The organism is Bacillus sp. FSL L8-0358, assembly GCF_038593095.1.
Classification (GTDB): domain Bacteria; phylum Bacillota; class Bacilli; order Bacillales; family Bacillaceae; genus Bacillus; species Bacillus subtilis.
Genome location: NZ_CP151962.1, coordinates 2,156,706 through 2,176,842 on the forward strand (window position 1 = coordinate 2,156,706; position 20,137 = coordinate 2,176,842).

Below are 20,137 nucleotides of genomic sequence, written 5' to 3' on the forward strand. Positions count from 1 at the left end.
TGTCACCCTACTCTTTCGGTAATCCTTCTTTTTTAATGGCTTGATAGACGCGCTTTGCGATAAGAGAATAACCCGTACCATTAGGATGAAAATCATCTTCCTCAGAAATTCGGCTGCTGTCACTTTTTTGATTGAACAAATCTTCGATATGAATGATTTTTGCATGTTTATCTTTTTTCAGCTCTTTTTCAGCAATATGGTTCCAATCCGTGACGACACCATTTATTTCATTTAGTTCTGATAATGTAAACGTAAACGGATTGTACATGCTGACATAAATCAGCTCAGCGTGATCATTCAGCTCGCGAATTTCAGAAATGATTTTTTCAAAGCGCTTTTCGTACGGTTTTTCCGCTTCCTGAAACGGTTCAACGGTTAATTGCAGAAAGTTTTGGCGAAGGATTTTCATCAAATCATTACCGCCAATTGTAAAAAAGACATAATCTGCGTCCTTTATGCCTTTTTGAACCTTTTTATCTTTTAGTTTTTCTAATAAATCATCCGAACGGTTCCCTTTTACAGCATAATTTTTCACGTCGACCGTTTTGACTTGTTTATCTGACCGGATAGAATCCGCCACCTTGCCGACATATCCCTTTTCGTCGGGATCTCCGACTCCTTCTGTCAGCGAATCTCCGACAGCCGCTATGACAATGTGTTCTTTTGTTTTCGTTTCATGGGCTTTTTGTTTTCCCTCAGATGATGTACGTATGCTCGTACACGCAGTAAGAAGCAAAATCAAACTGGCCATGATTGAAAAAATGCGCAGCTTCAATCTTGTTGCTCCTTCCCATTCTACTAGTGGAAAGTGTATCATGTTTTAGAAGATTTGCAAATGCCTAGTCTTCTAGCTTACTTGAGTGTACTGGCTGACTTCACATCGGAAATGATATCATCGTACGGTGTATTCTCTACTCCATTGTAATCTTTCAGCACCTTACCGTCCGGACCTACCAAATAAAAAGAAGATTGATGAATCACTTGGTCCTCTCCCTCCGGCTTCTTTACGATCGCTTTAAAGCTCTTAAGTGCAAACTCCTCAATCTCACTCTGGCTGTATCCCGTGAGAAAATCCCAGTTATCAAAAGATAATGGATAATTTGCAGCAAATTTCTTCAGCTGTTTCGGCTTATCGTTTTCTGGGTCAACACTAAATGATATGATGCGGACATCTATATTTTCGGCTTTCAGTTTTTTTTGCAGATCAGTCATATGAGCGGTCATTGGCGGACATATAGTTTCACAATTGGTAAAAATAAAATCCGCCAGCCATACTTCTCCTTTTAAACTCTCTAAAGAAACGTTCTTGCCGTCTTGGTTTTGAAATGTAAAAGGCTCCACCTGGTAATTAAGCGGATTTTTAATCTGCTGTCCTCCGCATGCACACAAAAACAGAAAAATCAGCCCAGCCGTTAACCCCTTGATAACCTTCATGACATCCATCCTTTCCAGCCAGCATAAAAACGCTTTCTAAAACCGACCTTACTGTCCCATGTTTGTATTCGATACTGAGCAAAAAAAATCCTGCATGCCTCCCCATTAACGATTACAAAGGAGGGCATGCAGGTAAAAAACGGCATGTTACGCGTTGTGCTTTAACACCTCTTGATGAAATACAGCCTTATAATCTGCCCACTTCATCCGGCGCTTCATATAATGTCGGAAAGAATACACTTTTGCCCTGCTGTTTGATGAAAACACTTCTTTTAAGTAGAATTGCAAATGGTGATGTAACATAAAGAAATAGTGCTCATCTTCCTTTAATACAGGTATTTCTGTCACTTTCACCTGAATCCCGTCACCGCGTTTGAACTCTAGGCTTTTGAGTAACAAGCTATCAATCCTCTTTTTTGTTTTTCTTCTATTATATATGATGCCAGCCGGTCTGTCTGTCATTTTGCGCGGTTGTGTAAAAAATTAGATCAGCAAATGGAACAAGTCCTCATCCTTGTTCACCTCTACATAATGAAACGGTTTTTTGTTCATCCGTTCAATCAGCGGCCCATAGTCGGCTTTGTTCTGCAGCTCAATGCCGACAAGAGCAGGTCCGTTGCTTTTATTATTTTTCTTCGTATATTCAAACCTTGTAATGTCATCATTCGGCCCGAGGACTTCGTCAAGAAATTCGCGGAGCGCCCCCGCTCTTTGCGGAAAGTTGACGATAAAATAATGCTGAAGACCTTCAAAAATCAAGGAACGCTCCTTCATTTCCTGCATTCTTCCGATATCGTTATTGCCCCCGCTTACCACACACACCACATTTTTTCCTTTAATTTCATTCTTGTACAAATCAAGCGCTGCGACAGAAAGAGCTCCAGCCGGTTCAGCAACAATCGCACATTCGTTATATAATTCAAGAATGGATGTACATACTTTTCCTTCAGGCACAAGGAGAATGTCATCAACGACAGATTCCAGCGTCCGGAAGGTTTCCTCGCCAATTTTTTTAACAGCCGCCCCATCTACAAACTTATCAATTTTATCAAGTGTGACGACATGCCCAGCTTTATTTGATTCAAAATAGGATGCCGCTCCCACCGGCTCAACAGCAATTATCTTTGTATCAGGAGACACGTTTTTCAAATATGTACCTACCCCAGAGAGAAGGCCGCCGCCTCCGACACTTGCAAAAAGAAAATGCGGTTCTGTATCAATGTCGTTTAAAATCTCGACCGCGAGCGTTCCCTGTCCGGCCATCACATCCGGATCATCGAACGGATGGATAAACGTCCGAGATTCCGCCTCACAGCATTCAACAGCGCTTTTATACGCATCGTCAAACGTATCGCCTGTCAAAATAATATCAATAAATCCTTTTCCGAATAGTTCAACTTGAGATACTTTTTGTCTCGGTGTAGTAGACGGCATAAAAATTTTCCCGTGAATGCCAAGATGTTTACACGAAAATGCCACACCTTGAGCGTGGTTTCCGGCACTTGCACACACAACCCCGTTCTCTGTCTGCTCGCTGGAAAGCTGTTTCATTTTATGATAAGCCCCTCTGAGCTTAAAAGATCTGACAACTTGCAAGTCTTCACGTTTTAAATAAATATTGCATTCATATCTCTCAGAAAGTCTGTCATTCCTCTGCAAAGGTGTGTGAATGACAACGTCCTTTACGTTTTGGTGAGCCTTCAAAATGTCTTTCACTTGGATGAGAGAGTTTTCTTTAAGCAACGGTTTCATGTACAGATTCCTTTCTTGTTTTAAATCCCTATTTAATATGCCATTATAACACGAATATTCAAAAAATAAGACAATTATTTTTATTTAATAATTAAAAAAATACAGACTATGCCCACCACATCTTGTGGTAACTTCTGTTCAACCATTATCCTGCAGAGCCAAGAAAAAAGATGATCGTAAAATAAAGGGTGTTTTCAACCAAAAGGCATGATATAATGAAACCAATTAGAACCAAAAGGAGCCAATTGATGAATAGTGCACCAAAACTCAATACATTTCAACATCTAATCGGAGAACATCAAACTTTCCTGGAAGCGAAGCGAATCGCCAAGCAGTTCTCGTTATCAGAGCTTCCTGTCTTAATAACAGGAAAAATCGGAACAGGCAAAAATCACTTCGCACATGCCATACACTTGGAATCTTCGAGAAGCAATGAACCGTTTATAATCGTCAATTGCAGCACCCATTCGGAAGAAACCCTTATTCATGAGCTTTTTGGCCCTAACAGAAACACAGGTGTTTTTCAAAAAGCGGTACGAGGAACCCTTTTTCTTGATGATATATGGTGCATGCCTGCTTCTGTACAAGCTCAGCTGTTAAAAGCGCTTGATTCAGACACGGAGAAACCGCGAATGATCTGTGCTTCTGCAGACCGATCCGTGGAACATACCTTCAGGCAAGACTTATTCTACAGACTGAACATTTTAACGCTCACACTGCCCGAATTATCGGAACGAAAAAGCGATATTCCGCTTTTGACACAGCATTTTCTCTCAAATTCCGATCAGCAAATGTTAATCGATCCCTCCGTTTTTCAGGTGCTTGAGAAGCATACATTTGAAGGCAATGTCAGGGAATTAAAAAACGCTGCAGATTATATGGCGGCAGTATCAAGCGGAGGAACGATTCAGCCATATGACCTGCCGCCATATATTAGAGGCGCGATAGACGGAAAAACGTCGAAGAAAAAAGCGAAGCTGCTGACTTTAATGGAAAAAGCTGAGTTTTTATTTATTTTGGAAACAATAAAAGTATTGAACGAAAAAGGAGAACCTGCCAGCAGACGGATCATTTCTGAACACAGCAAAAATACCCAAACCTCGTTAACTCCTCAGCAGGTCAGAAGCCGTCTCGACTATTTGGAGAAAAAAGATTATGTCACCAAAAGCCGCGGACGCGCAGGCACAAAAATTACCTTTGAGGGCTTGAGCTTTATAGAGACGTTAAAAAATCAAATGATCTAGCGATCGAAAGGAGAATGTACTTGTTTACAATCAAAGAAGAGATCGCCAATGCGATTACACACGGCATCGGTGTCCTCTTATCCATCCCAGCATTAGTGTTTCTAATCATATTTGCGGCTAATTACGGGTCTGCATGGGACATTGTCAGCTTTACAATATTCGGTGTCTCTATGCTGCTGTTATATTTGAGCTCCACCCTGCTTCACAGCATCACACATAAAAAAACGAAGGACATTTTGGAGATTATTGATCATAGCGCGATTTACGTACTCATCGCCGGAACCTACACGCCTTTTTTGCTTGGGCCGCTGAAAGGCACACTCGGCTATACCCTGTTGGTTATCGTATGGTCACTTGCCCTAGGCGGAATCGTTTTTAAAATTTTCTTCGTGAAACGGTTTATCCTATTGTCAACCTTCGTGTATTTAGTCATGGGGTGGCTGATGATTATTGCAGTTAAACCTTTATATGCTTCACTGAGCGGAGCAGGATTCAGCCTCCTTTTTCTCGGCGGCATTTTATACTCTGTCGGAACCATCTTTTACATTTGGAAAAAGATCCCCTTCCATCATGCCATTTGGCACAGCTTTGTATTGGGCGGAAGCGCTGCTATGTTTTTCTGCGTGCTCTTCTATTGTGTAAAGGTGCCGTTCCTTTCGTAACAGTAACAGAAAAGCGCAGTCTTCACGACTGCGCTTTTTTTATGCACGTAATTGTTTTTCATTGGCAGGTATATAAGCTTTTGAAAAGGACAATTCAATGTCTGCCGGTTTTAAGCGTTTAAAAAACGAGCCCTTTTGCATGTTATCTGTTCCTTTCGTTTCCACCATCACCAACGGAAGATGATAGCGGGCCGCAAGCTCTACAGGATCAATAGAACCATCTAGTGAAAGAATCAGGCTTTGTCCCTTTTCCAGCTGTTTTTTCACATCTTCATATACCTTTTCTGAATCACCGTCTGAAATCACATCCATCCGATCCAGCCATTGCCCGATAAAAGGCAAGCGGAACACTTTTGGGTTGGCGATAAAGCCGGCCGGTTCCTCAATATATCCAGCAATTAAGGCCAGTTCAGCCAAACGCAAACGGGGATGCACATACAAAACAGGACCGTGTGGTATTGGCTCTGGCTGATGGATCGTCACAACTGAACCGGAGATGCCGATACAGCCTTCCAAAAACGCCTTTGGCTGTTCGTACACAAGAGTCATCTGTTTTTTGTATGACAGACGGGGATCGAGCATTGTTTGATTAAATAATTGTTTCATATTTTTTAACAGCATATACACAATATAAACCACTAGAAGGCTGTAGCGAACCAATTAAAATCCTCCCGCTTTAGAAGAATTCTTTTTTTCATACATTAGAAATTCGTAATCATACGGGTTTTTTTCGTCTTTGATCCCCTGCTCAGAAGAAACCAGCTTCCAATTGGATTCATCAAATTCAGGGAAGTGACGGTCACCCTCAAACTCGTGATGAATTTTCGTCATATACAGTCTGTCCGCATAAGGGAACAGGTCCGTATAGAGCTGAGCTCCTCCGATCACAAAGCATTCTTCAGGGCCTGAACAAATGTCCAGTACATCCTTTAATGAACTGACAACCGTGCATCCCGGAAATTCTGAAGCCGGCGCTGAGGTAACGACAATATTTTTCCGATTTGGAAGCGGACGTCCGATCGATTCAAATGTTTTCCGGCCCATAATGATTGAATGGCCCGATGTTACTTTCTTAAAGTATGCAAGATCATTGGGCAAATGCCACGGCAAATCATTGTCTTTGCCGATAAGCCTGTTGGCATCCATCGCAAAAATGAATGAAATCATACGCTGACCGCCCCTTTTATATGAGGATGCGGATCATAATCCTTGATGATAAAGTCCTCAAATGCAAAGTTAAAAATAGAATCAACCTTTCTGGCGAAACGAAGCTTCGGAAGCGGTCTAACATCTCTTTCCAGCTGCAAATTGACTTGTTCAATATGATTTTGATAGATATGAACATCACCAAATGTATGGATGAACTCGCCCGGTTCAAGCCCAGTCACATGAGCAATCATCTTGGTTAGCAGGGCATAAGATGCAATATTAAACGGCACACCTAAGAAAACATCGGCAGAGCGCTGATAAAGCTGACAGGACAGCTTGCCGTCAGACACATAGAATTGGAACAGGCAATGGCACGGCGGCAACGCCATTTTATCAATTTCACCAACATTCCAGGCGCTGACGATTAAGCGTCTGGAGTTCGGATTTGTCTTAATATCTTCAATAAGACGGGAAATTTGATCAATGGTTTCTCCATCAGCTCCCCGCCAAGAACGCCATTGGGAGCCATATACAGGTCCAAGTTCACCGTTTTCATCAGCCCACTCATTCCAGATCCGCACTCCGTTTTCCTGCAGATAGCGTACATTCGTATCTCCTTTTAAGAACCACAGCAGTTCATGCGCAATTGATTTAAAGTGGAGTTTTTTAGTGGTGAGCATCGGAAAGCCTTCCCATAAATTATATCTCATTTGATATCCGAAAGTGCTGATTGTTCCGGTCCCTGTCCGGTCTCCCTTTTTCTCACCATGCTCTAAAACATGTCTGCATAAATCCTTATACTGTTTCATTTTTTTCATCCTTTAAAAGTAGTCTTCTAGTAGTGTAACACAATAAAAAATCATTTCTGAACCCAGAAATGATTTTTTTATAGTCAGCTGACGACAGGCTTTTCATCCTGTTCTTTTTCTTCATCTTGCAGATCCTGATGCGTATGTGCAATTCTGCTCGCCGCTGCTGCAGCAAGAGCTGCCACAATATCATCCAAAAAGGTATGAATACCGTCTGGACTTTCATCAAGTTCCTTAATAATTCCAATCTTCTCTTTATCCAAATAACCGAAATTGGTCAAACCGATCGACCCGTACACATTAACGATTGAAAGCGGGATAATTTCATCTATGCCGTAAAGCGGTTCATCCGTTTCAACAAGGTGCTGCAGGGGCTCGGGGAGAAGCTTCTGTTCTGCAAGCTGATCGAGTGCAAGGCCTGTCAAAACAGCATGAATAATTTCACGTTTGTTCAGGACTTTTTCTACATTCTCCATGCAAACACTGAGCGGCAGATTTGGATTGTATTTTTCCTGAAGTTTTTGAACAATCCGCGCAATATCTTCTATCATAACGCCCCGTTTGTTCAGCATATCCTTTGTTATATCGACCATTTCATTCATTGTGTACTTTTTCATGTCTAATGGCATCTCCTTTAGGCACTCATCCAGTTGGGAGGCGTGTTGCGGTCCCAGTAAATGCTCCCAAGCTCATGATGTGATTGAAATCCATCTTCTGCTGTATGATAATGAAAATTAAACCAGTAGCCGTCATGAGGCGGGTGGTCTCTTCGCACATGGAATCTGAGAAGATCTTCTCCAGTTGTCCGATTGTAAACGTTGAAAATTTTTTCCGTTTTGCCCGCTGAAGGCATGCTTGAGATCACAACATCTTGGTACGCCTCATCATCTTGCAATGTCGCTAAATAATCACTAATCACATTTTCGATTTTTGGCAGGATCTCTTTCCGATAGTCATCCTCAATGACCGGAGCGATTCTGCTGCCGAATTTTAAAAAGGACTGATCCTCAGCGCTGTCAAGGAGCTGTTCCTTGTACGATTGAAAAAGCAGTTCAGGATCTCGCCTGTCATCCGACTCATCATCGTACAGGTCATGCTCATCATAAAAAGCGGTGTAATCATTCTGCTCAAGACTGCTCGGCTGTCCGGAAGGCTTGTCCGCCATAAGGGCAGCCGGAGGAGATACGAGCCCGAACGTTACAATGGTAAATAAAACCACAAGGGTCTTTCTCATCCACAATTTCATGACTGCTTATTCCTCTCTATTTTATTGTCATGTTTCTCTTATTTTAGCACATCCAAAACATGCAAGTCATGTACTATATGAAACTGAAATGCAAATTAGGAGATTCGTTGCTATGCACTTTGTGTAAAAACGCTTACAATATTCCATGAAAGGAGGCTTTCCGCATGATTGACGCTCTGTTTGCCACAGTTTCACTCTTAACATTGTTATACTTTGTCGTCATGGAGGTCACCGATTAACAGAAAGCCCGTGATATGAATCACGGGCTTGTTTGAATGACGCCATAATGGAACAGTGCTGTCTTTCTTTTCATGACGTTAAAACCAAACTGTTCAAACCGCGGGCTTTTCCAGTGGTCTTTTAGCACAACGCTTTTTCTGGCGACTCGTACCGCTTCATTGATACATCCTTCGTGCAAAACGGAACCCTCTGCCAAATCACGTAAAGGCGCGATGCCGTCAGAGGTCTCTACAGGTTCATGAAACATTGGATCGAAATAAACCACATCAACAGAGTTGTCAGGAAGCTGCTTGATGTATTCTAAGCAATCACCATTCTTCACCTGGATTCTTCTCATCGCAGCTTGAAGCTCTTCTATACCCGTTTCCCATGAATGCAGCCCCATCCTCACTAAAACAGACACAAGATGGTTTTTTTCAATCCCAACAACAGAACCCGTTTCGCCTACCGCCATACTTGCGATAATGGCATCTGACCCCAGCCCGAGTGTGCAATCTAAAAACGTATCTCCTTCAGATAAGCCGGCAGCCCGAAGCATAGGCTCTTGCTCGCCCCGTAAAAAGCGTTTGGCTCTGAACATCGCTGTATTCGGATGAAAAAAGAATTTGGCACCTTGTTTCGTATACAGCTCAAACCGCTCTTTGCCGACCACAAGCAAATCACGTTCAGCTGACTTCAGCAGGTGTTCAACCGTTTGTTTATTCCGGCCGCAGTATGGCATATTTAGCTCTTTAGAAAGCTGCTTTGCGGTTTTTATGGTGTGTTCAGACGGTCTATAGCTTGTTGTTATCATCTTCTGTACTCCCAAAAAGAAAATGCCCGGAAAACGGGCATTTAGCAGTGCGCATCGAAGGCAGCAGTCAGGTTTTTCATAATTTCTTCCATATCGTGTCCTTCAATTTCATGACGCGGAATAAAATGTACGACTTCTTTGCCTTTCAAAAGAGCCATTGATGGTGAAGAAGGCTCCTGGCCAGTAAAATACTCACGCATTTTCGCAGTAGCTTCTTTATCTTGGCCCGCAAAAACAGTCACCGTATTGTCAGGTGTTTTGTCATTCTGGAGGACTGCCTGCGTAGCCGCAGGACGCGCAAGGCCTGCCGCGCAGCCGCATACAGAGTTAACGACTACAAGAGTTGTGCCCTCTGCCTTTTCCATAAAGTTTTCTACTTCTTCCGCTGTTGTTAACTCTTCAAAACCTGCTCCAGTCAGCTCGCGGCGCATCGGTACGACAAGCTGGCGCATGTATTCTTCATAAGCCATTGACATAAAAAAAGCCCCCTCTAGTATCCTTCATCTGAAGTAAAGGATACTATAGAGAGGGCCGGATTTCAAATGTTCACGCCTTAAAATAAAAGAAAGTGTCCCCAGCTATCTAGATTTTCATAATACCGCCGGTGTTGGCACTTGTCACAAGTTTAGAATAACGTGCCAGGTAGCCGGTTTTCACTTTCGGTTCAAAACCTTTCCAGTTCGCTCTTCGTTTTTCCCACTCTTCTTCTGGCACTTGTACATCCAAGATACGTTTTTCAATATCAACGATAATATGGTCTCCGTTTTCCACAAAGGCAAGCGGCCCGCCCTCAGCTGCCTCAGGTGATACGTGGCCGATTGAGAGGCCACGGGAGGCTCCGGAAAAACGTCCATCCGTAATCAATGCCACTTTTGGTCCGAGTCCCATTCCAACGATTTGGGATGTTGGCGCCAGCATTTCCGGCATGCCAGGTCCGCCTTTTGGCCCTTCGTATCTGATGATGACAACGTCGCCTTCTTTTACTTTTCGGTTGATAATGCCGTCAAGCGCCTCGTCCTGAGAATCGAATACGACAGCCGGCCCTTCGTGTCTTGTAATCCCATTCTGTACGCCGCCTGTTTTAATGATAGCGCCGTCCGGAGCTAGATTACCGAATAAAACAGCAAGGCCACCCTTTTCAGTGAATGGTTGATCCAGCGGATGAATGACGTCATAATCCTTTACTTCATGTCCGGCAATGGTTTCTCCAAGAGTTTTCCCTGTAACAGTCAGCGCATCTAAATGAAGCGCTCCTTCTTTCTTGGAAAGCTCATTCAGAGCCGCTGACACGCCGCCCGCTTCATGAAGATCTTCAATAAACACATCCGATGCAGGCGCCAGCTTGGCCAAGTGCGGCACGCGCTCAGCGACTTCGTTAATGCGTTCTAAAGAGTATTCAACGCCGGCTTCGTTTGCAAGGGCAAGCGTATGAAGAACGGTATTTGTAGAACCTCCGAGCGCCATATCGAGTGCAAACGCGTTATCAATCGCTTTTACTGTAACGATATCACGCGGTTTAATATCTTTGCGAATCGTTTCCATTAATTGCGCAGCCGATTTTCTCACAAACTCTTTGCGTTCCGGAGATGTCGCCAGAATGGTTCCATTACCCGGCAAGGCAAGACCAAGTGCTTCTGACAGACAGTTCATTGAGTTCGCCGTAAACATGCCTGAGCAAGACCCGCACGTTGGGCATCCGAACTGCTCTAGTTCTTGAAGCTCGTTTTCGTTGATTTTCCCTGCTTGGTAGGCGCCTACCCCTTCGAATACTGAGGAAAGGGAGATTTTTCGCCCGTCACTTGTTCTTCCTGCCGCCATCGGTCCGCCGCTGACAAAAATCGTCGGAATGTTGATGCGCATTGCCGCCATAAGCATTCCCGGTGTGATTTTGTCGCAGTTCGGAATACAGACCATTCCGTCAAACCAGTGTGCGGATACAACCGTTTCCACAGAGTCTGCGATAATTTCACGGCTTGGCAGCGAATATCTCATACCGATATGCCCCATTGCGATGCCATCATCTACCCCAATGGTATTAAATTCAAACGGCACGCCCCCTGCTTCTCTGATTGCTTCTTTTACGATTTTCCCAAACTCCTGCAAGTGAACATGACCGGGAACGATATCAATGTATGAATTACACACCGCAATAAACGGCTTGCCGAAATCCTCTTCTTTTACCCCTGCTGCACGAAGCAAACTGCGGTGCGGAGCTCTATCGATTCCTTGTGTGATCATATTACTGCGTAATTCTGCCATGGTGATCCTCCTAAATTCTTTCAATTGTTTGATTGGATTTTATTTTGACAATTTTCAGTTTATTTATGGGCTGTTTTTGCAAATAAGATAAATACAGGCCGCCCTCACCTTGTTTTGTTCTTTCATGTTTTTATATTTATATAGCTTTCTTTCGATTTGAACCCTCCAACTATTAATATTGTTACTTACTATAAATAGTTTTCGGATATTTTTCAACAATATTCGAAATAATTTTTATAAAAAGTGAATTCACATAAAAAAGGTGCATGATCTGCACCTTTTTTATCTTTATTCGCCTTTTTTTCTGCTTTCCGTCATTTGTTTCCAAACAGAACCTTTTGCTTCTTCTCCATGCTCAATACGTTCAAGCGCCATTTTGACTTGAAGGCTGACCTCAAATTCGGGGTCATCTTCGGCAGCGCGCAAAGCTTCAATTGCACTTTCATCGCCGACTTCGTACAGGAACATGGCCGCACGCCAGCGAACAAGCTTGCTGGAGTCGCTTAACGACTTGATCATAGCAGGAATGGCTTGAGGATCGCCGATATCAGACAGGCAGTCTCCGGCCGTTCTTCTGACTGATACAGCTTTGTCCTCAAGTGCTTTATACAATAGAGGAAGAACATCAGGTGTTTCAATCATTCCTAAGTACACAACTGCCTGTCTTCTGATGGACACCTTTGGATCATCCAATGCCTTCTGTAAAACCGGGATATCCTCTTCTTTCGGATCCATCTGTTCCAAGTGTGCATAACGCTTTTTCCAGTCCTCATCATCCAGCATGTCAAGCGTTACTTTATACGCTTTGCGCTGTACAGCTTGTTTTGCTTCGCCCTTTCCTTGAGCGGCTGCTTCAGTCAGTCGTTTCAGCCGTTCATCACTGTATGCCGCCTGAAGCTCTTCTGTCACGTCATGGCCGATTTCATCAAAGTCACCGAATCTGACACCTTGTTCTTTCCAAGCCCGCTCAAACACAACATTGGAAGCTTCAGATCTAAGTTTTAAGATCGCCTGCTGAAAGCGTTCAGGTAAGCCGAAGCGTTCTTCCCGCTCTCCATCGGTTAATTTAACTTGCATAGGAATGCCGCTGAACATCTGCACAAAAACTTTTACCTCTCCAAAAGATTCTTGATCAGAACGATTTTCTTCTGCGCTTTCAGCACTTTCCATCCCAAATGCAGTGCGGACTTGCGGTAAAATGTCTTTCCAGTCGTATCTTGCATTCCGTTCAACAGCAAGAAAATCTGCGACGTGATATACCCCTTTAACTCCATCTATTTTAAGGATTTCCGCTATAACAGGCGGTGCGCCTTCTGCTTGCTCAGGTTTATAGTTATTGCTTTTACCCGCCGGAAGCTCTTCCGTTAAGATGACTTTCATTGTATTCGGGCTTGGTGTAGGTTCAATTGATTTTATCTTCATGATCGTCCTCCTATAGCATATCTGTGACTTATTCTATCATAGTCGCTCCAAGCCTTCTATTACGACGTTTTGGCATCAATCCCGGGTATTTCTTTTTCTAATTGGCGGACAAACTGAAGCATAAAATTGTGTCTTTCTTCTGCCAGTTCCCGTGCAGTGTCTGTATTCATCATATCTTTCAGCCGCAGCAGCTTATGAAAAAAATGAGCGTAGGCGCTTCGATCATCTCCATAAAGGCCATGCCCGTTTGCGCCCGCAAACATGAAAGCTCTCGCAATGCCGACAGCACCAATCGCATCAAGTCTGTCAGCATCCTGTACGGCTTTTCCCTCAATTGAGAGCGGCTCGTTCGCCAGCTTTTCCCTGTCTCGAAAGGACATCCTTGTTATAATATGAATCACTCTGTCTGCATTCTCTTTTCCTACTCCGAAAAAAACGAGCTGATCATATACTTCGCTCACAGAAAGCCTGACCGTGTCAGGCAGCTTCACATCAATTAAATCATGAACCAAAGCCGCCGTTTCAACAATGAACAAATCCGCTTTTTCCTTTTCTCCAATATACGCTGCAAGATCTGCTACTCTTGATACATGATGCCAGTCATGTCCAGAGCTTTCCTTAGTCAGGATAGATTGAACCCATGCCCTGATTTGCTCTTCCTGCTTCAATTCCTTCATAAAAGCACCCTCTTTTTATTGCTCTAATAGCTTCACGATATCGTCTTCCAGCTCTTTCGGATTTGTATTTGGTGAATAACGGCCAACGATTTCTCCATTTCTATCCACTATAAATTTCGTGAAATTCCACTTGATCGCCTTAGTTCCCAGCATCCCTTTCGCATGTTCTGTCAAATACACAAACAGCGGGTGGGCGTTTTTCCCGTTTACATCCACTTTTGAAAACATAGGAAATGTAACACCGTAATTTGTTTCACAAAATTCCTGTATGTCAGCCTCTTCACCAGGCTCTTGGTTCATGAATTGATTGCAGGGGAACCCTAAGATCTCCAGCCCCTCCTGCTGATATGTATCATATAATTCCTGCAGCTGCTTCAATTGGGGAGTAAAACCGCACTTACTTGCTGTATTCACGATCATCAGTACCTTTCCCGCGAAAGGCTGAAGTGTCATGTCTTTCCCTGTGATTGTACGTACCTTCATATGATAAATAGACATGTAAGTCCCTCCTATTCCCTGGTGCTGATTATTTTACCTTTTTTAAATCGCAATTCAAAATGTAAACATCAATTAAGAACTCATAAGAAACTTAACGATATGAGCGTCCGTTCATTATCAATTCATATGGCTCATTTTTTATCTTATCATTCTATAAAACATTACAATTCCCTCTGACATCTTTGAAAATCATTTTACTGTGAAACCAAAAGGCATGTCAGTGCGTTTTATTTAAAGAGTTTTCTGTTGTTTCCCCCTCAACACGTATAGATAGATTGAAAATTGGCGTGAAAATTCCTATAATGAAGAAAATTAAACGGGGAAATAATGGAGGTGGCACGTTGCCTATTAATATACCTACACACCTGCCGGCAAAACAGGTGCTTGAAAGTGAACATATATTTGTAATGGATGAAAGCAGAGCATTTCATCAGGATATCCGGCCGCAAAAAATTATTATATTAAATTTGATGCCGAAAAAAATCCAAACAGAGACTCAGCTTCTCAGATTGCTTGGAAATTCGCCTTTACAGGTTCATTTCACATTTTTAATCCCAAGCACACACACGCCGAAAAATACTGCGAGAGAACACCTTGACGAATTTTACACGACTTTTTCCAATATCCGTCACAAGAGGTTTGACGGCATGATTATCACCGGTGCGCCGATCGAGCATTTGGCGTTTGAAGAGGTTTCATATTGGGAAGAGCTCAAGGAAATTATGGAGTGGAGCAAAACAAATGTCACTTCAACCTTGCATATTTGCTGGGGTGCTCAAGCAGGTTTGTATTACCATTACGGTGTGGAAAAAATTCAAATGCCGAAAAAAATCTTCGGTGTGTTCGAACATACCGTTCTTTCAAAACACGAAAGATTGGTAAGAGGTTTTGACGAGCTATACTACGTGCCGCATTCCCGGCATACAGATATAAATATGGAACAGCTTCAAGCAGTGCCCGAGTTAAACATTCTTACCGCATCAAAGGAAGCCGGGGTTTGCTTAGTTGTGTCTAAAGACGAAAAACAAGTCTTTTTGACAGGGCACCCTGAATATGATACAAATACGCTCCTTCAAGAGTATGAAAGAGATTTGGAACGAAACCTTTCTACTGTCGAGGCACCTAAACATTATTTTGCAAAAGGCAGCAACGAGCCAGTGAATCGCTGGAAAGCGCATGCCACATTATTGTTTATGAATTGGCTGAATTATTACGTTTACCAAGAAACTCCTTATGAATGGGACTAATTTTTCTTTTTTAGTGATACGCTGAGCAAAAAATATGATAAAATACATCTGATTCAGTCTGCGTATAACAAAAATTTAAAATACTGGAATCCAAATCATTTAAAATTAGCTTAACTTTTTCACTGCATTAATAATTCGATTATGTATTTGTGTTATGTTTATGTATAGACAATAACTCCTTACGATGCATGAAGCTTGCTTGTTGTTGATTACATTGAGGTGAATTTACTTGAATACCAATAAAAGAGTATTAATTTTGACTGCAAATTACGGAAATGGACATGTGCAGGTAGCCAAAACACTTTATGAACAATGTGTACGGCTCGGCTTTCAGCATGTAACAGTTTCTAATTTGTACCAAGAGTCAAATCCGATTGTTTCAGAGGTAACTCAATACCTTTATTTAAAAAGCTTCTCAATCGGGAAACAGTTTTATCGTTTGTTTTATTACGGAGTTGACAAAATCTATAATAAACGCAAATTCAATATTTACTTTAAAATGGGTAATAAAAGATTGGGCGAACTTGTCGATGAACATCAGCCCGATATTATTATTAATACATTTCCGATGATCGTCGTGCCTGAATACAGACGCCGAACCGGAAGAGTCATTCCTACCTTCAACGTTATGACTGATTTTTGTCTTCATAAAATTTGGGTTCACGAAAACGTGGATAAATATTATGTGGCGACAGATTACGTGAAGGAAAAACTGCTGGAGATCGGCACTCATCCAAGCAACGTAAAAATCACAGGAATTCCAATCAGGCCGCAATTTGAAGAATCCATGCCGGTTGGCCCGATATATAAAAAGTACAATCTTTCACCAAACAAAAAAGTGCTTCTGATCATGGCAGGTGCTCACGGTGTATTAAAGAACGTAAAAGAGCTGTGCGAAAACCTTGTCAAAGATGACCAAGTGCAAGTGGTTGTCGTGTGCGGGAAAAATACGGCTTTAAAAGAATCTTTGAGTGCGCTTGAGGCGGAAAATGGTGACAAATTAAAAGTTCTGGGCTATGTGGAGCGCATTGATGAGCTATTCCGGATCACAGATTGCATGATTACCAAGCCTGGCGGCATTACTTTGACAGAAGCCACAGCCATCGGTGTGCCTGTCATTCTGTACAAACCCGTGCCTGGCCAGGAAAAAGAAAATGCAAACTTCTTTGAAGACCGCGGAGCTGCCATCGTCGTGAACCGCCATGAAGAGATTCTCGAGTCAGTCACTTCCCTTCTTGCAGATGAAGATACCTTGCATCGCATGAAGAAAAACATTAAGGACCTTCATTTAGCAAACTCCTCTGAAGTGATTTTAGAGGATATCCTGAAGGAATCAGAAATGATGACTGCCAAACAAAAAGCCAAAGCACTATCTTAATGGCGTACTAGAGAGCATACGAAAATCGTGTGCTCTTTTTATTTATATTCAGCCATTAATAAAAGCGGTTACATTTTTTTATGAAACTTGCCCTTCTTTTGAAAAATAAGCCGTTTCACAACTTGACGGGTGCTCCCAGATGGTGTATAGTTGAACCATCATTTAACAATGAATCAACGTTAAATGGTGACAAAATTTTTTTTAGCACACGGGTGCTACAGTACTAGGAGGAATTAAGCAATATGCAAAACGGTAAAGTAAAATGGTTCAACAACGAAAAAGGATTCGGCTTCATTGAAGTTGAAGGCGGAGACGATGTATTTGTTCACTTCACAGCTATCGAAGGAGATGGATACAAATCATTAGAAGAAGGACAAGAAGTTTCTTTTGAAATTGTCGAAGGTAATCGTGGACCTCAAGCTTCTAATGTTGTAAAACTCTAAACTCAATACATGATGATGAGATGACAAATAGAGGAGAGGCATTCGCCTCTCCTATTTGATTTTCATCTGGATTTCAATCGCCAAAATGTTTTGTTTGCACCTCTGTTCAATCTCTTCAACATACTTTTCCATTGACGGTTTTCCTTTTTTCGCGATATCCGCCAGTTCTTCTAAATCACTGTATATTTCTATAAATGTTTTGTGAAGGATCAACTTCAAGTCTTTATCATCCATAGCTGCGTACCCCTTCTCTATCAAGATACCTCAAATAGTAAAACAGTCCTATTTATTCTGGTTCAATAGTTATATCGGCTTATTTTTATTTTCTTTTCTATTTTGGTACATAAATTTCAAAAAAACTCTGCAAAATAATGGCGGAGGTGTTTTTGGTGACTTCAGAATTTCATAATGAGGATCAGACTGGCTTTACGGATAAGCGGCAGCTGGAACTAGCGGTGGAAACAGCGCAGAAAACAACAGGAGCTGCGACGAGAGGCCAAAGCAAAACATTAGTCGACTCTGCATACCAAGTCATTGAGGATGCTAGAGAACTGTCACAATCTGAAGAGCTGGCAGCTCTCGATGATCCTGAATTTGTAAAGCAGCAACAGCAGCTGCTAGATGACAGCGAGCATCAGCTCGATGAATTCAAAGAATAAAAACCGCAGCTTCTGCGGTTTTTATTTTTAGTGATTGGTTAAGACATCTCCGTATTGTTTCAGCTTTTCACCAACCGTACATTTATTGATACAAAATGAATGCGCATAAGTTTTGCCAAATTCTTTGCGAAACTGCTTCTTAATAAAACAGTCCTTGCAATATTCATCGTGCAGTTCTGTCAGTTCTTTAAAGATCATTTTCTTATTCAATTTCGTCATCTCCGTTACGGTCTAATTTCGTGTGGCTTTCTACGAATTGATGGGATAGAATTTTTTTAGCGAGGCCGTCAGCTTCCTGATTGTCTTTTCGTTGTATCGTTTCGTAGGTTGGAGTAAGCTTCAGCGATTCAAGGAGTGCTTCTATTTTGTCGAGCCATTCATTATGAGATGGATCATAACAAGGCCAGCTGCCGTCAAGCTGATTCAGCACAACAAGCGAGTCCCCTTTGATTGTAATTGAATTTCTGCTTGCCCCAAGCTCTCTTACTTCTCTTATTGCTTCATAAAGCGCTGCGTATTCAGCTTCATTATTGGTTTTCAGCCGGAAGCTTTTATTTTTTCTCAAGCGATGCCGGGTTCCTCCCAATGAATAATAGATGACGATCCCGAGACCGGCCAATTCGCTCTCCTTATCGAAACTGCCGTCAAAATAAACAGTAATGTCATCAGGCTCTTGAGCAAGCTCCTCTGTCAGCTTTTCCAATTCCTTCAGCGTCCAGCTGCCGCCTTTCTCGTCTTCGAACTCTAGCTCCTTCATGTATGGAAAACGGCCAAGTTCTCTGGCGAGCATACGTGCCTGCTGTGCTGTCAGCCAGTCTTCGCTAAAAAATGAGACGGATCCCGTTCCTTTTGCTTCTATTTTCAAATGCGGTCTGAGCTTCATTACAATCACCTTACCATTCATTAGTTGCCGGGCTTATGCTATAATCAAACCAATCTTACCCCGGAAAGGAAGCTTTTTCATCTTGTTTAATAATTCGTTTTGGATCTTTTTTGCGATCATTCATTTTATCATTGTTCTTTTATTTTATAAAGGATTTGGCAAAATGGGACTGTTTGTTTGGATCGGTTTTGCGACAGTCTGCGCCAACCTCCAAGTCGTCAAAACAGTCGAACTGTTTGGCTTAACAGCGACACTCGGGAATGTGATGTATGGCACAATCTTTTTTGCGACAGATGTGCTGAATGAAAAATACGGACCAGCTGAAGCCAGAAAAGCGGTATGGCTCGGATTCTCAACGCTCCTGACGCTGACATTTGTCATGCAGGGCGTGCTGCTTTTCGAACCGGCTTCCAGCGACATATCACAACCAGCGCTGGAAACGATCTTCGGATTCCTTCCGCGAGTTGCGTTAGGAAGTCTGCTTGCCTTTATCTTCAGCCAAACGCTGGATGTTTATGTATATTCGGCAATTAGAAGGATATTTCCTTCTGATCGGCTTTTATGGCTCAGAAACGGCGGCAGTACAGCAGTCAGCCAGCTGTTTGATACATTCATATTCACTGCAGTCGCCTTTCTCGGCATTTATCCGGCAGGCGTGTGGCTTCATATTTTTATTTCTACATATTTGATTAAGTTTGCGGTATCTTTGATTTCATTGCCTTATGCATATGCAGCCAAAAAAATGATACCTAAAGATGAAAGGAGTTCATAATGCCTACAGAAATATACATAGACGGAGCAAGCGCTGGTAATCCCGGGCCTTCCGGTATTGGCATTTTTATCAAACATGAGGGAATAGCAGAATCCTTCTCTATTCCAATCGGAGTGCATACAAATCAGGAAGCGGAATTTCTTGCATTAATTGAAGGGATGAAGCTATGTGCAACGCGCGGGTATCAATCGGTTTCCTTTCGAACCGATTCAGATATTGTGGAACGCGCCACTGAGCTTGAAATGGTTAAAAATAAAACGTTTCAACCGTTCGTAGAAGAAATTATCCGATTAAAAGCGGCATTTCCTCTTTTTTTCATCAAATGGATACCGGGCAAGCAAAACCAAAAAGCCGATCTTCTGGCAAAAGAAGCGATTCGGCTGAATGAAAAGAATTAAATCTTGATCATTGGTTCATCCTAATGGCGAGGTGAACTAACATGAAAAAGAAAGATAAAGGCCGGCTGACCGGCGGTGTTACTCCGCAAGGCGACCTGGAAGGCAATACACATAATGACCCTAAAACAGAGCTTGAGGAAAGAGCAAAAAAAAGCAATACAAAACGCTAGAG

General features: G+C 42.3%; 28 protein-coding genes. 10 read left to right on the forward strand and 18 right to left on the reverse strand.

Annotated elements, in window-relative coordinates; all coding sequences use genetic code 11:
• Positions 1-7: 7 nt before the first annotated feature.
• The 4 genes from NYE49_RS10830 to ilvA form a co-directional block, all read right to left on the reverse strand.
• Positions 8-775 carry an SGNH/GDSL hydrolase family protein gene (locus NYE49_RS10830; protein WP_015383905.1) on the reverse strand — a complete coding sequence of 256 codons (768 nt, stop codon included), beginning with the start codon at positions 773-775 and terminating at the stop codon, positions 8-10.
• Positions 776-852: 77 nt separating this feature from the next.
• Positions 853-1,434, reverse strand: coding sequence for a cytochrome c oxidase assembly accessory protein ScuA (gene scuA / locus NYE49_RS10835; protein ID WP_047182765.1), 582 nt, complete (start codon positions 1,432-1,434; stop codon positions 853-855).
• A 147-nt stretch (positions 1,435-1,581) separates the two neighbouring features.
• Entirely contained in the window at positions 1,582-1,833 is a 252-nt protein-coding gene (locus NYE49_RS10840) for a DUF2535 family protein (protein WP_047182767.1), read from the reverse strand.
• Between the two features lie 84 nt (positions 1,834-1,917).
• Positions 1,918-3,186 (reverse strand): threonine ammonia-lyase IlvA, encoded by a 1,269-nt coding sequence (ilvA, locus tag NYE49_RS10845; protein ID WP_047182768.1) that lies wholly within the window; start codon positions 3,184-3,186, stop codon positions 1,918-1,920.
• 248 nt (positions 3,187-3,434) lie between these two features.
• Here ilvA and NYE49_RS10850 point away from each other — a divergent pair, with 248 nt between their 5' ends.
• Both NYE49_RS10850 and NYE49_RS10855 read left to right on the forward strand, forming a co-directional pair.
• Entirely contained in the window at positions 3,435-4,430 is a 996-nt protein-coding gene (locus NYE49_RS10850; RefSeq protein WP_047182769.1) for a sigma-54-dependent transcriptional regulator, read from the forward strand.
• 20 nt (positions 4,431-4,450) lie between these two features.
• Positions 4,451-5,092, forward strand: a complete 642-nt coding sequence (locus NYE49_RS10855) for a hemolysin III family protein (RefSeq protein WP_047182770.1) — start codon at positions 4,451-4,453, stop codon at positions 5,090-5,092.
• 39 nt (positions 5,093-5,131) lie between these two features.
• Here NYE49_RS10855 and NYE49_RS10860 read toward each other — a convergent pair whose 3' ends face one another.
• From NYE49_RS10860 to NYE49_RS10910, 11 genes are all read right to left on the reverse strand, one after another.
• Positions 5,132-5,752 carry a hypothetical protein gene (locus NYE49_RS10860; RefSeq protein WP_015483352.1) on the reverse strand — a complete coding sequence of 207 codons (621 nt, stop codon included), beginning with the start codon at positions 5,750-5,752 and terminating at the stop codon, positions 5,132-5,134.
• On the reverse strand, positions 5,753-6,259 hold the full coding sequence (gene dfrA, locus NYE49_RS10865) for a dihydrofolate reductase DfrA (RefSeq protein WP_015383909.1): 507 nt from the start codon (positions 6,257-6,259) through the stop codon (positions 5,753-5,755).
• Positions 6,256-7,050: a thymidylate synthase gene (locus NYE49_RS10870; RefSeq protein WP_047182771.1), complete on the reverse strand. Its 795-nt coding sequence runs from the start codon at positions 7,048-7,050 to the stop codon at positions 6,256-6,258. The genes dfrA and NYE49_RS10870 overlap by 4 nt, the downstream gene beginning before the upstream one ends.
• An 83-nt stretch (positions 7,051-7,133) precedes the next feature.
• Positions 7,134-7,667 carry a phosphatidylglycerophosphatase A gene (locus NYE49_RS10875; RefSeq protein WP_003230797.1) on the reverse strand — a complete coding sequence of 178 codons (534 nt, stop codon included), beginning with the start codon at positions 7,665-7,667 and terminating at the stop codon, positions 7,134-7,136.
• Between the two features lie 17 nt (positions 7,668-7,684).
• Positions 7,685-8,296, reverse strand: coding sequence for a YpjP family protein (locus tag NYE49_RS10880; protein WP_009967559.1), 612 nt, complete (start codon positions 8,294-8,296; stop codon positions 7,685-7,687).
• Positions 8,297-8,555: 259 nt separating this feature from the next.
• On the reverse strand, positions 8,556-9,329 hold the full coding sequence (locus NYE49_RS10885) for a class I SAM-dependent methyltransferase (protein ID WP_047182772.1): 774 nt from the start codon (positions 9,327-9,329) through the stop codon (positions 8,556-8,558).
• A 41-nt stretch (positions 9,330-9,370) separates the two neighbouring features.
• Entirely contained in the window at positions 9,371-9,805 is a 435-nt protein-coding gene (brxA, locus tag NYE49_RS10890) for a bacilliredoxin BrxA (protein ID WP_003230794.1), read from the reverse strand.
• Between the two features lie 106 nt (positions 9,806-9,911).
• Positions 9,912-11,588 carry a dihydroxy-acid dehydratase gene (ilvD, locus tag NYE49_RS10895; protein WP_015483355.1) on the reverse strand — a complete coding sequence of 559 codons (1,677 nt, stop codon included), beginning with the start codon at positions 11,586-11,588 and terminating at the stop codon, positions 9,912-9,914.
• 288 nt (positions 11,589-11,876) lie between these two features.
• A complete protein-coding gene (locus NYE49_RS10900; RefSeq protein ID WP_042976329.1) occupies positions 11,877-13,010 on the reverse strand; it encodes a conserved virulence factor C family protein in 1,134 nt (377 codons plus the stop codon).
• A gap of 59 nt (positions 13,011-13,069) precedes the next feature.
• On the reverse strand, positions 13,070-13,687 hold the full coding sequence (gene hdhQ / locus NYE49_RS10905; protein WP_015383915.1) for an Mn(2+)-dependent (deoxy)ribonucleoside pyrophosphohydrolase: 618 nt from the start codon (positions 13,685-13,687) through the stop codon (positions 13,070-13,072).
• Between the two features lie 15 nt (positions 13,688-13,702).
• On the reverse strand, positions 13,703-14,185 hold the full coding sequence (locus tag NYE49_RS10910) for a glutathione peroxidase (protein ID WP_015383916.1): 483 nt from the start codon (positions 14,183-14,185) through the stop codon (positions 13,703-13,705).
• Positions 14,186-14,526: 341 nt separating this feature from the next.
• Here NYE49_RS10910 and metA point away from each other — a divergent pair, with 341 nt between their 5' ends.
• From metA to cspD, 4 genes are all read left to right on the forward strand, one after another.
• Positions 14,527-15,432: a homoserine O-succinyltransferase gene (gene metA, locus NYE49_RS10915; RefSeq protein ID WP_047182773.1), complete on the forward strand. Its 906-nt coding sequence runs from the start codon at positions 14,527-14,529 to the stop codon at positions 15,430-15,432.
• A 229-nt stretch (positions 15,433-15,661) separates the two neighbouring features.
• Positions 15,662-16,810: a diglucosyl diacylglycerol synthase gene (locus tag NYE49_RS10920; RefSeq protein ID WP_015483359.1), complete on the forward strand. Its 1,149-nt coding sequence runs from the start codon at positions 15,662-15,664 to the stop codon at positions 16,808-16,810.
• A gap of 80 nt (positions 16,811-16,890) precedes the next feature.
• Positions 16,891-17,037: a hypothetical protein gene (locus tag NYE49_RS10925; RefSeq protein ID WP_144052042.1), complete on the forward strand. Its 147-nt coding sequence runs from the start codon at positions 16,891-16,893 to the stop codon at positions 17,035-17,037.
• Between the two features lie 15 nt (positions 17,038-17,052).
• Positions 17,053-17,253: a cold-shock protein CspD gene (gene cspD / locus NYE49_RS10930; protein ID WP_003230776.1), complete on the forward strand. Its 201-nt coding sequence runs from the start codon at positions 17,053-17,055 to the stop codon at positions 17,251-17,253.
• Between the two features lie 51 nt (positions 17,254-17,304).
• Here the strand turns inward: cspD and degR are convergent, their stop codons facing one another.
• Positions 17,305-17,487, reverse strand: coding sequence for a transcriptional regulator DegR (gene degR, locus NYE49_RS10935; RefSeq protein ID WP_003230774.1), 183 nt, complete (start codon positions 17,485-17,487; stop codon positions 17,305-17,307).
• A gap of 155 nt (positions 17,488-17,642) precedes the next feature.
• On the opposite strand from degR, the gene NYE49_RS10940 reads away from it, so the two are divergent.
• Complete coding sequence (locus NYE49_RS10940; protein WP_015483360.1) at positions 17,643-17,912, forward strand: DUF2564 family protein; 270 nt, start codon at positions 17,643-17,645, stop codon at positions 17,910-17,912.
• 27 nt (positions 17,913-17,939) lie between these two features.
• Here NYE49_RS10940 and NYE49_RS10945 read toward each other — a convergent pair whose 3' ends face one another.
• The gene (locus NYE49_RS10945; RefSeq protein ID WP_047182774.1) at positions 17,940-18,122 is read right to left on the reverse strand and encodes a zinc-finger domain-containing protein; all 183 of its coding nucleotides are present in this window, start codon (positions 18,120-18,122) and stop codon (positions 17,940-17,942) included.
• On the reverse strand, positions 18,115-18,795 hold the full coding sequence (locus tag NYE49_RS10950) for a ribonuclease H family protein (RefSeq protein WP_047182775.1): 681 nt from the start codon (positions 18,793-18,795) through the stop codon (positions 18,115-18,117). Before NYE49_RS10950 ends, NYE49_RS10945 begins: the two co-directional genes overlap by 8 nt.
• An 82-nt stretch (positions 18,796-18,877) precedes the next feature.
• Here NYE49_RS10950 and NYE49_RS10955 point away from each other — a divergent pair, with 82 nt between their 5' ends.
• From NYE49_RS10955 to sspL, 3 genes are read left to right on the forward strand one after another with little or no spacing between them, the layout of a single operon-like run.
• Positions 18,878-19,567 (forward strand): queuosine precursor transporter, encoded by a 690-nt coding sequence (locus NYE49_RS10955; RefSeq protein WP_047182776.1) that lies wholly within the window; start codon positions 18,878-18,880, stop codon positions 19,565-19,567.
• Positions 19,567-19,965: a reverse transcriptase-like protein gene (locus tag NYE49_RS10960; protein ID WP_047182777.1), complete on the forward strand. Its 399-nt coding sequence runs from the start codon at positions 19,567-19,569 to the stop codon at positions 19,963-19,965. The genes NYE49_RS10955 and NYE49_RS10960 overlap by 1 nt, the downstream gene beginning before the upstream one ends.
• A 41-nt stretch (positions 19,966-20,006) precedes the next feature.
• Positions 20,007-20,135, forward strand: a complete 129-nt coding sequence (gene sspL, locus NYE49_RS10965; protein ID WP_003218255.1) for a small, acid-soluble spore protein L — start codon at positions 20,007-20,009, stop codon at positions 20,133-20,135.
• Positions 20,136-20,137: the final 2 nt, after the last annotated feature.

Coding starts and splice junctions, on each gene's coding strand:
- cspD (WP_003230776.1), top strand. CDS start 17,053: ATGCAAAACGGTAAAGTAAAATGGTTCAACAACGAAAAAGGATTCGGC.
- NYE49_RS10925 (WP_144052042.1), top strand. CDS start 16,891: ATGAAACTTGCCCTTCTTTTGAAAAATAAGCCGTTTCACAACTTGACG.
- brxA (WP_003230794.1), bottom strand. CDS start 9,805: ATGTCAATGGCTTATGAAGAATACATGCGCCAGCTTGTCGTACCGATG.
- NYE49_RS10885 (WP_047182772.1), bottom strand. CDS start 9,329: ATGATAACAACAAGCTATAGACCGTCTGAACACACCATAAAAACCGCA.
- NYE49_RS10900 (WP_042976329.1), bottom strand. CDS start 13,010: ATGAAGATAAAATCAATTGAACCTACACCAAGCCCGAATACAATGAAA.
- hdhQ (WP_015383915.1), bottom strand. CDS start 13,687: ATGAAGGAATTGAAGCAGGAAGAGCAAATCAGGGCATGGGTTCAATCT.
- degR (WP_003230774.1), bottom strand. CDS start 17,487: ATGGATGATAAAGACTTGAAGTTGATCCTTCACAAAACATTTATAGAA.
- NYE49_RS10960 (WP_047182777.1), top strand. CDS start 19,567: ATGCCTACAGAAATATACATAGACGGAGCAAGCGCTGGTAATCCCGGG.
- ilvD (WP_015483355.1), bottom strand. CDS start 11,588: ATGGCAGAATTACGCAGTAATATGATCACACAAGGAATCGATAGAGCT.
- NYE49_RS10950 (WP_047182775.1), bottom strand. CDS start 18,795: ATGAAGCTCAGACCGCATTTGAAAATAGAAGCAAAAGGAACGGGATCC.
- dfrA (WP_015383909.1), bottom strand. CDS start 6,259: ATGATTTCATTCATTTTTGCGATGGATGCCAACAGGCTTATCGGCAAA.
- ilvA (WP_047182768.1), bottom strand. CDS start 3,186: ATGAAACCGTTGCTTAAAGAAAACTCTCTCATCCAAGTGAAAGACATT.
- scuA (WP_047182765.1), bottom strand. CDS start 1,434: ATGAAGGTTATCAAGGGGTTAACGGCTGGGCTGATTTTTCTGTTTTTG.
- NYE49_RS10910 (WP_015383916.1), bottom strand. CDS start 14,185: ATGTCTATTTATCATATGAAGGTACGTACAATCACAGGGAAAGACATG.
- NYE49_RS10850 (WP_047182769.1), top strand. CDS start 3,435: ATGAATAGTGCACCAAAACTCAATACATTTCAACATCTAATCGGAGAA.
- NYE49_RS10880 (WP_009967559.1), bottom strand. CDS start 8,296: ATGAAATTGTGGATGAGAAAGACCCTTGTGGTTTTATTTACCATTGTA.
- NYE49_RS10870 (WP_047182771.1), bottom strand. CDS start 7,050: ATGAAACAGTATAAGGATTTATGCAGACATGTTTTAGAGCATGGTGAG.
- sspL (WP_003218255.1), top strand. CDS start 20,007: ATGAAAAAGAAAGATAAAGGCCGGCTGACCGGCGGTGTTACTCCGCAA.
- NYE49_RS10875 (WP_003230797.1), bottom strand. CDS start 7,667: ATGAAAAAGTACACAATGAATGAAATGGTCGATATAACAAAGGATATG.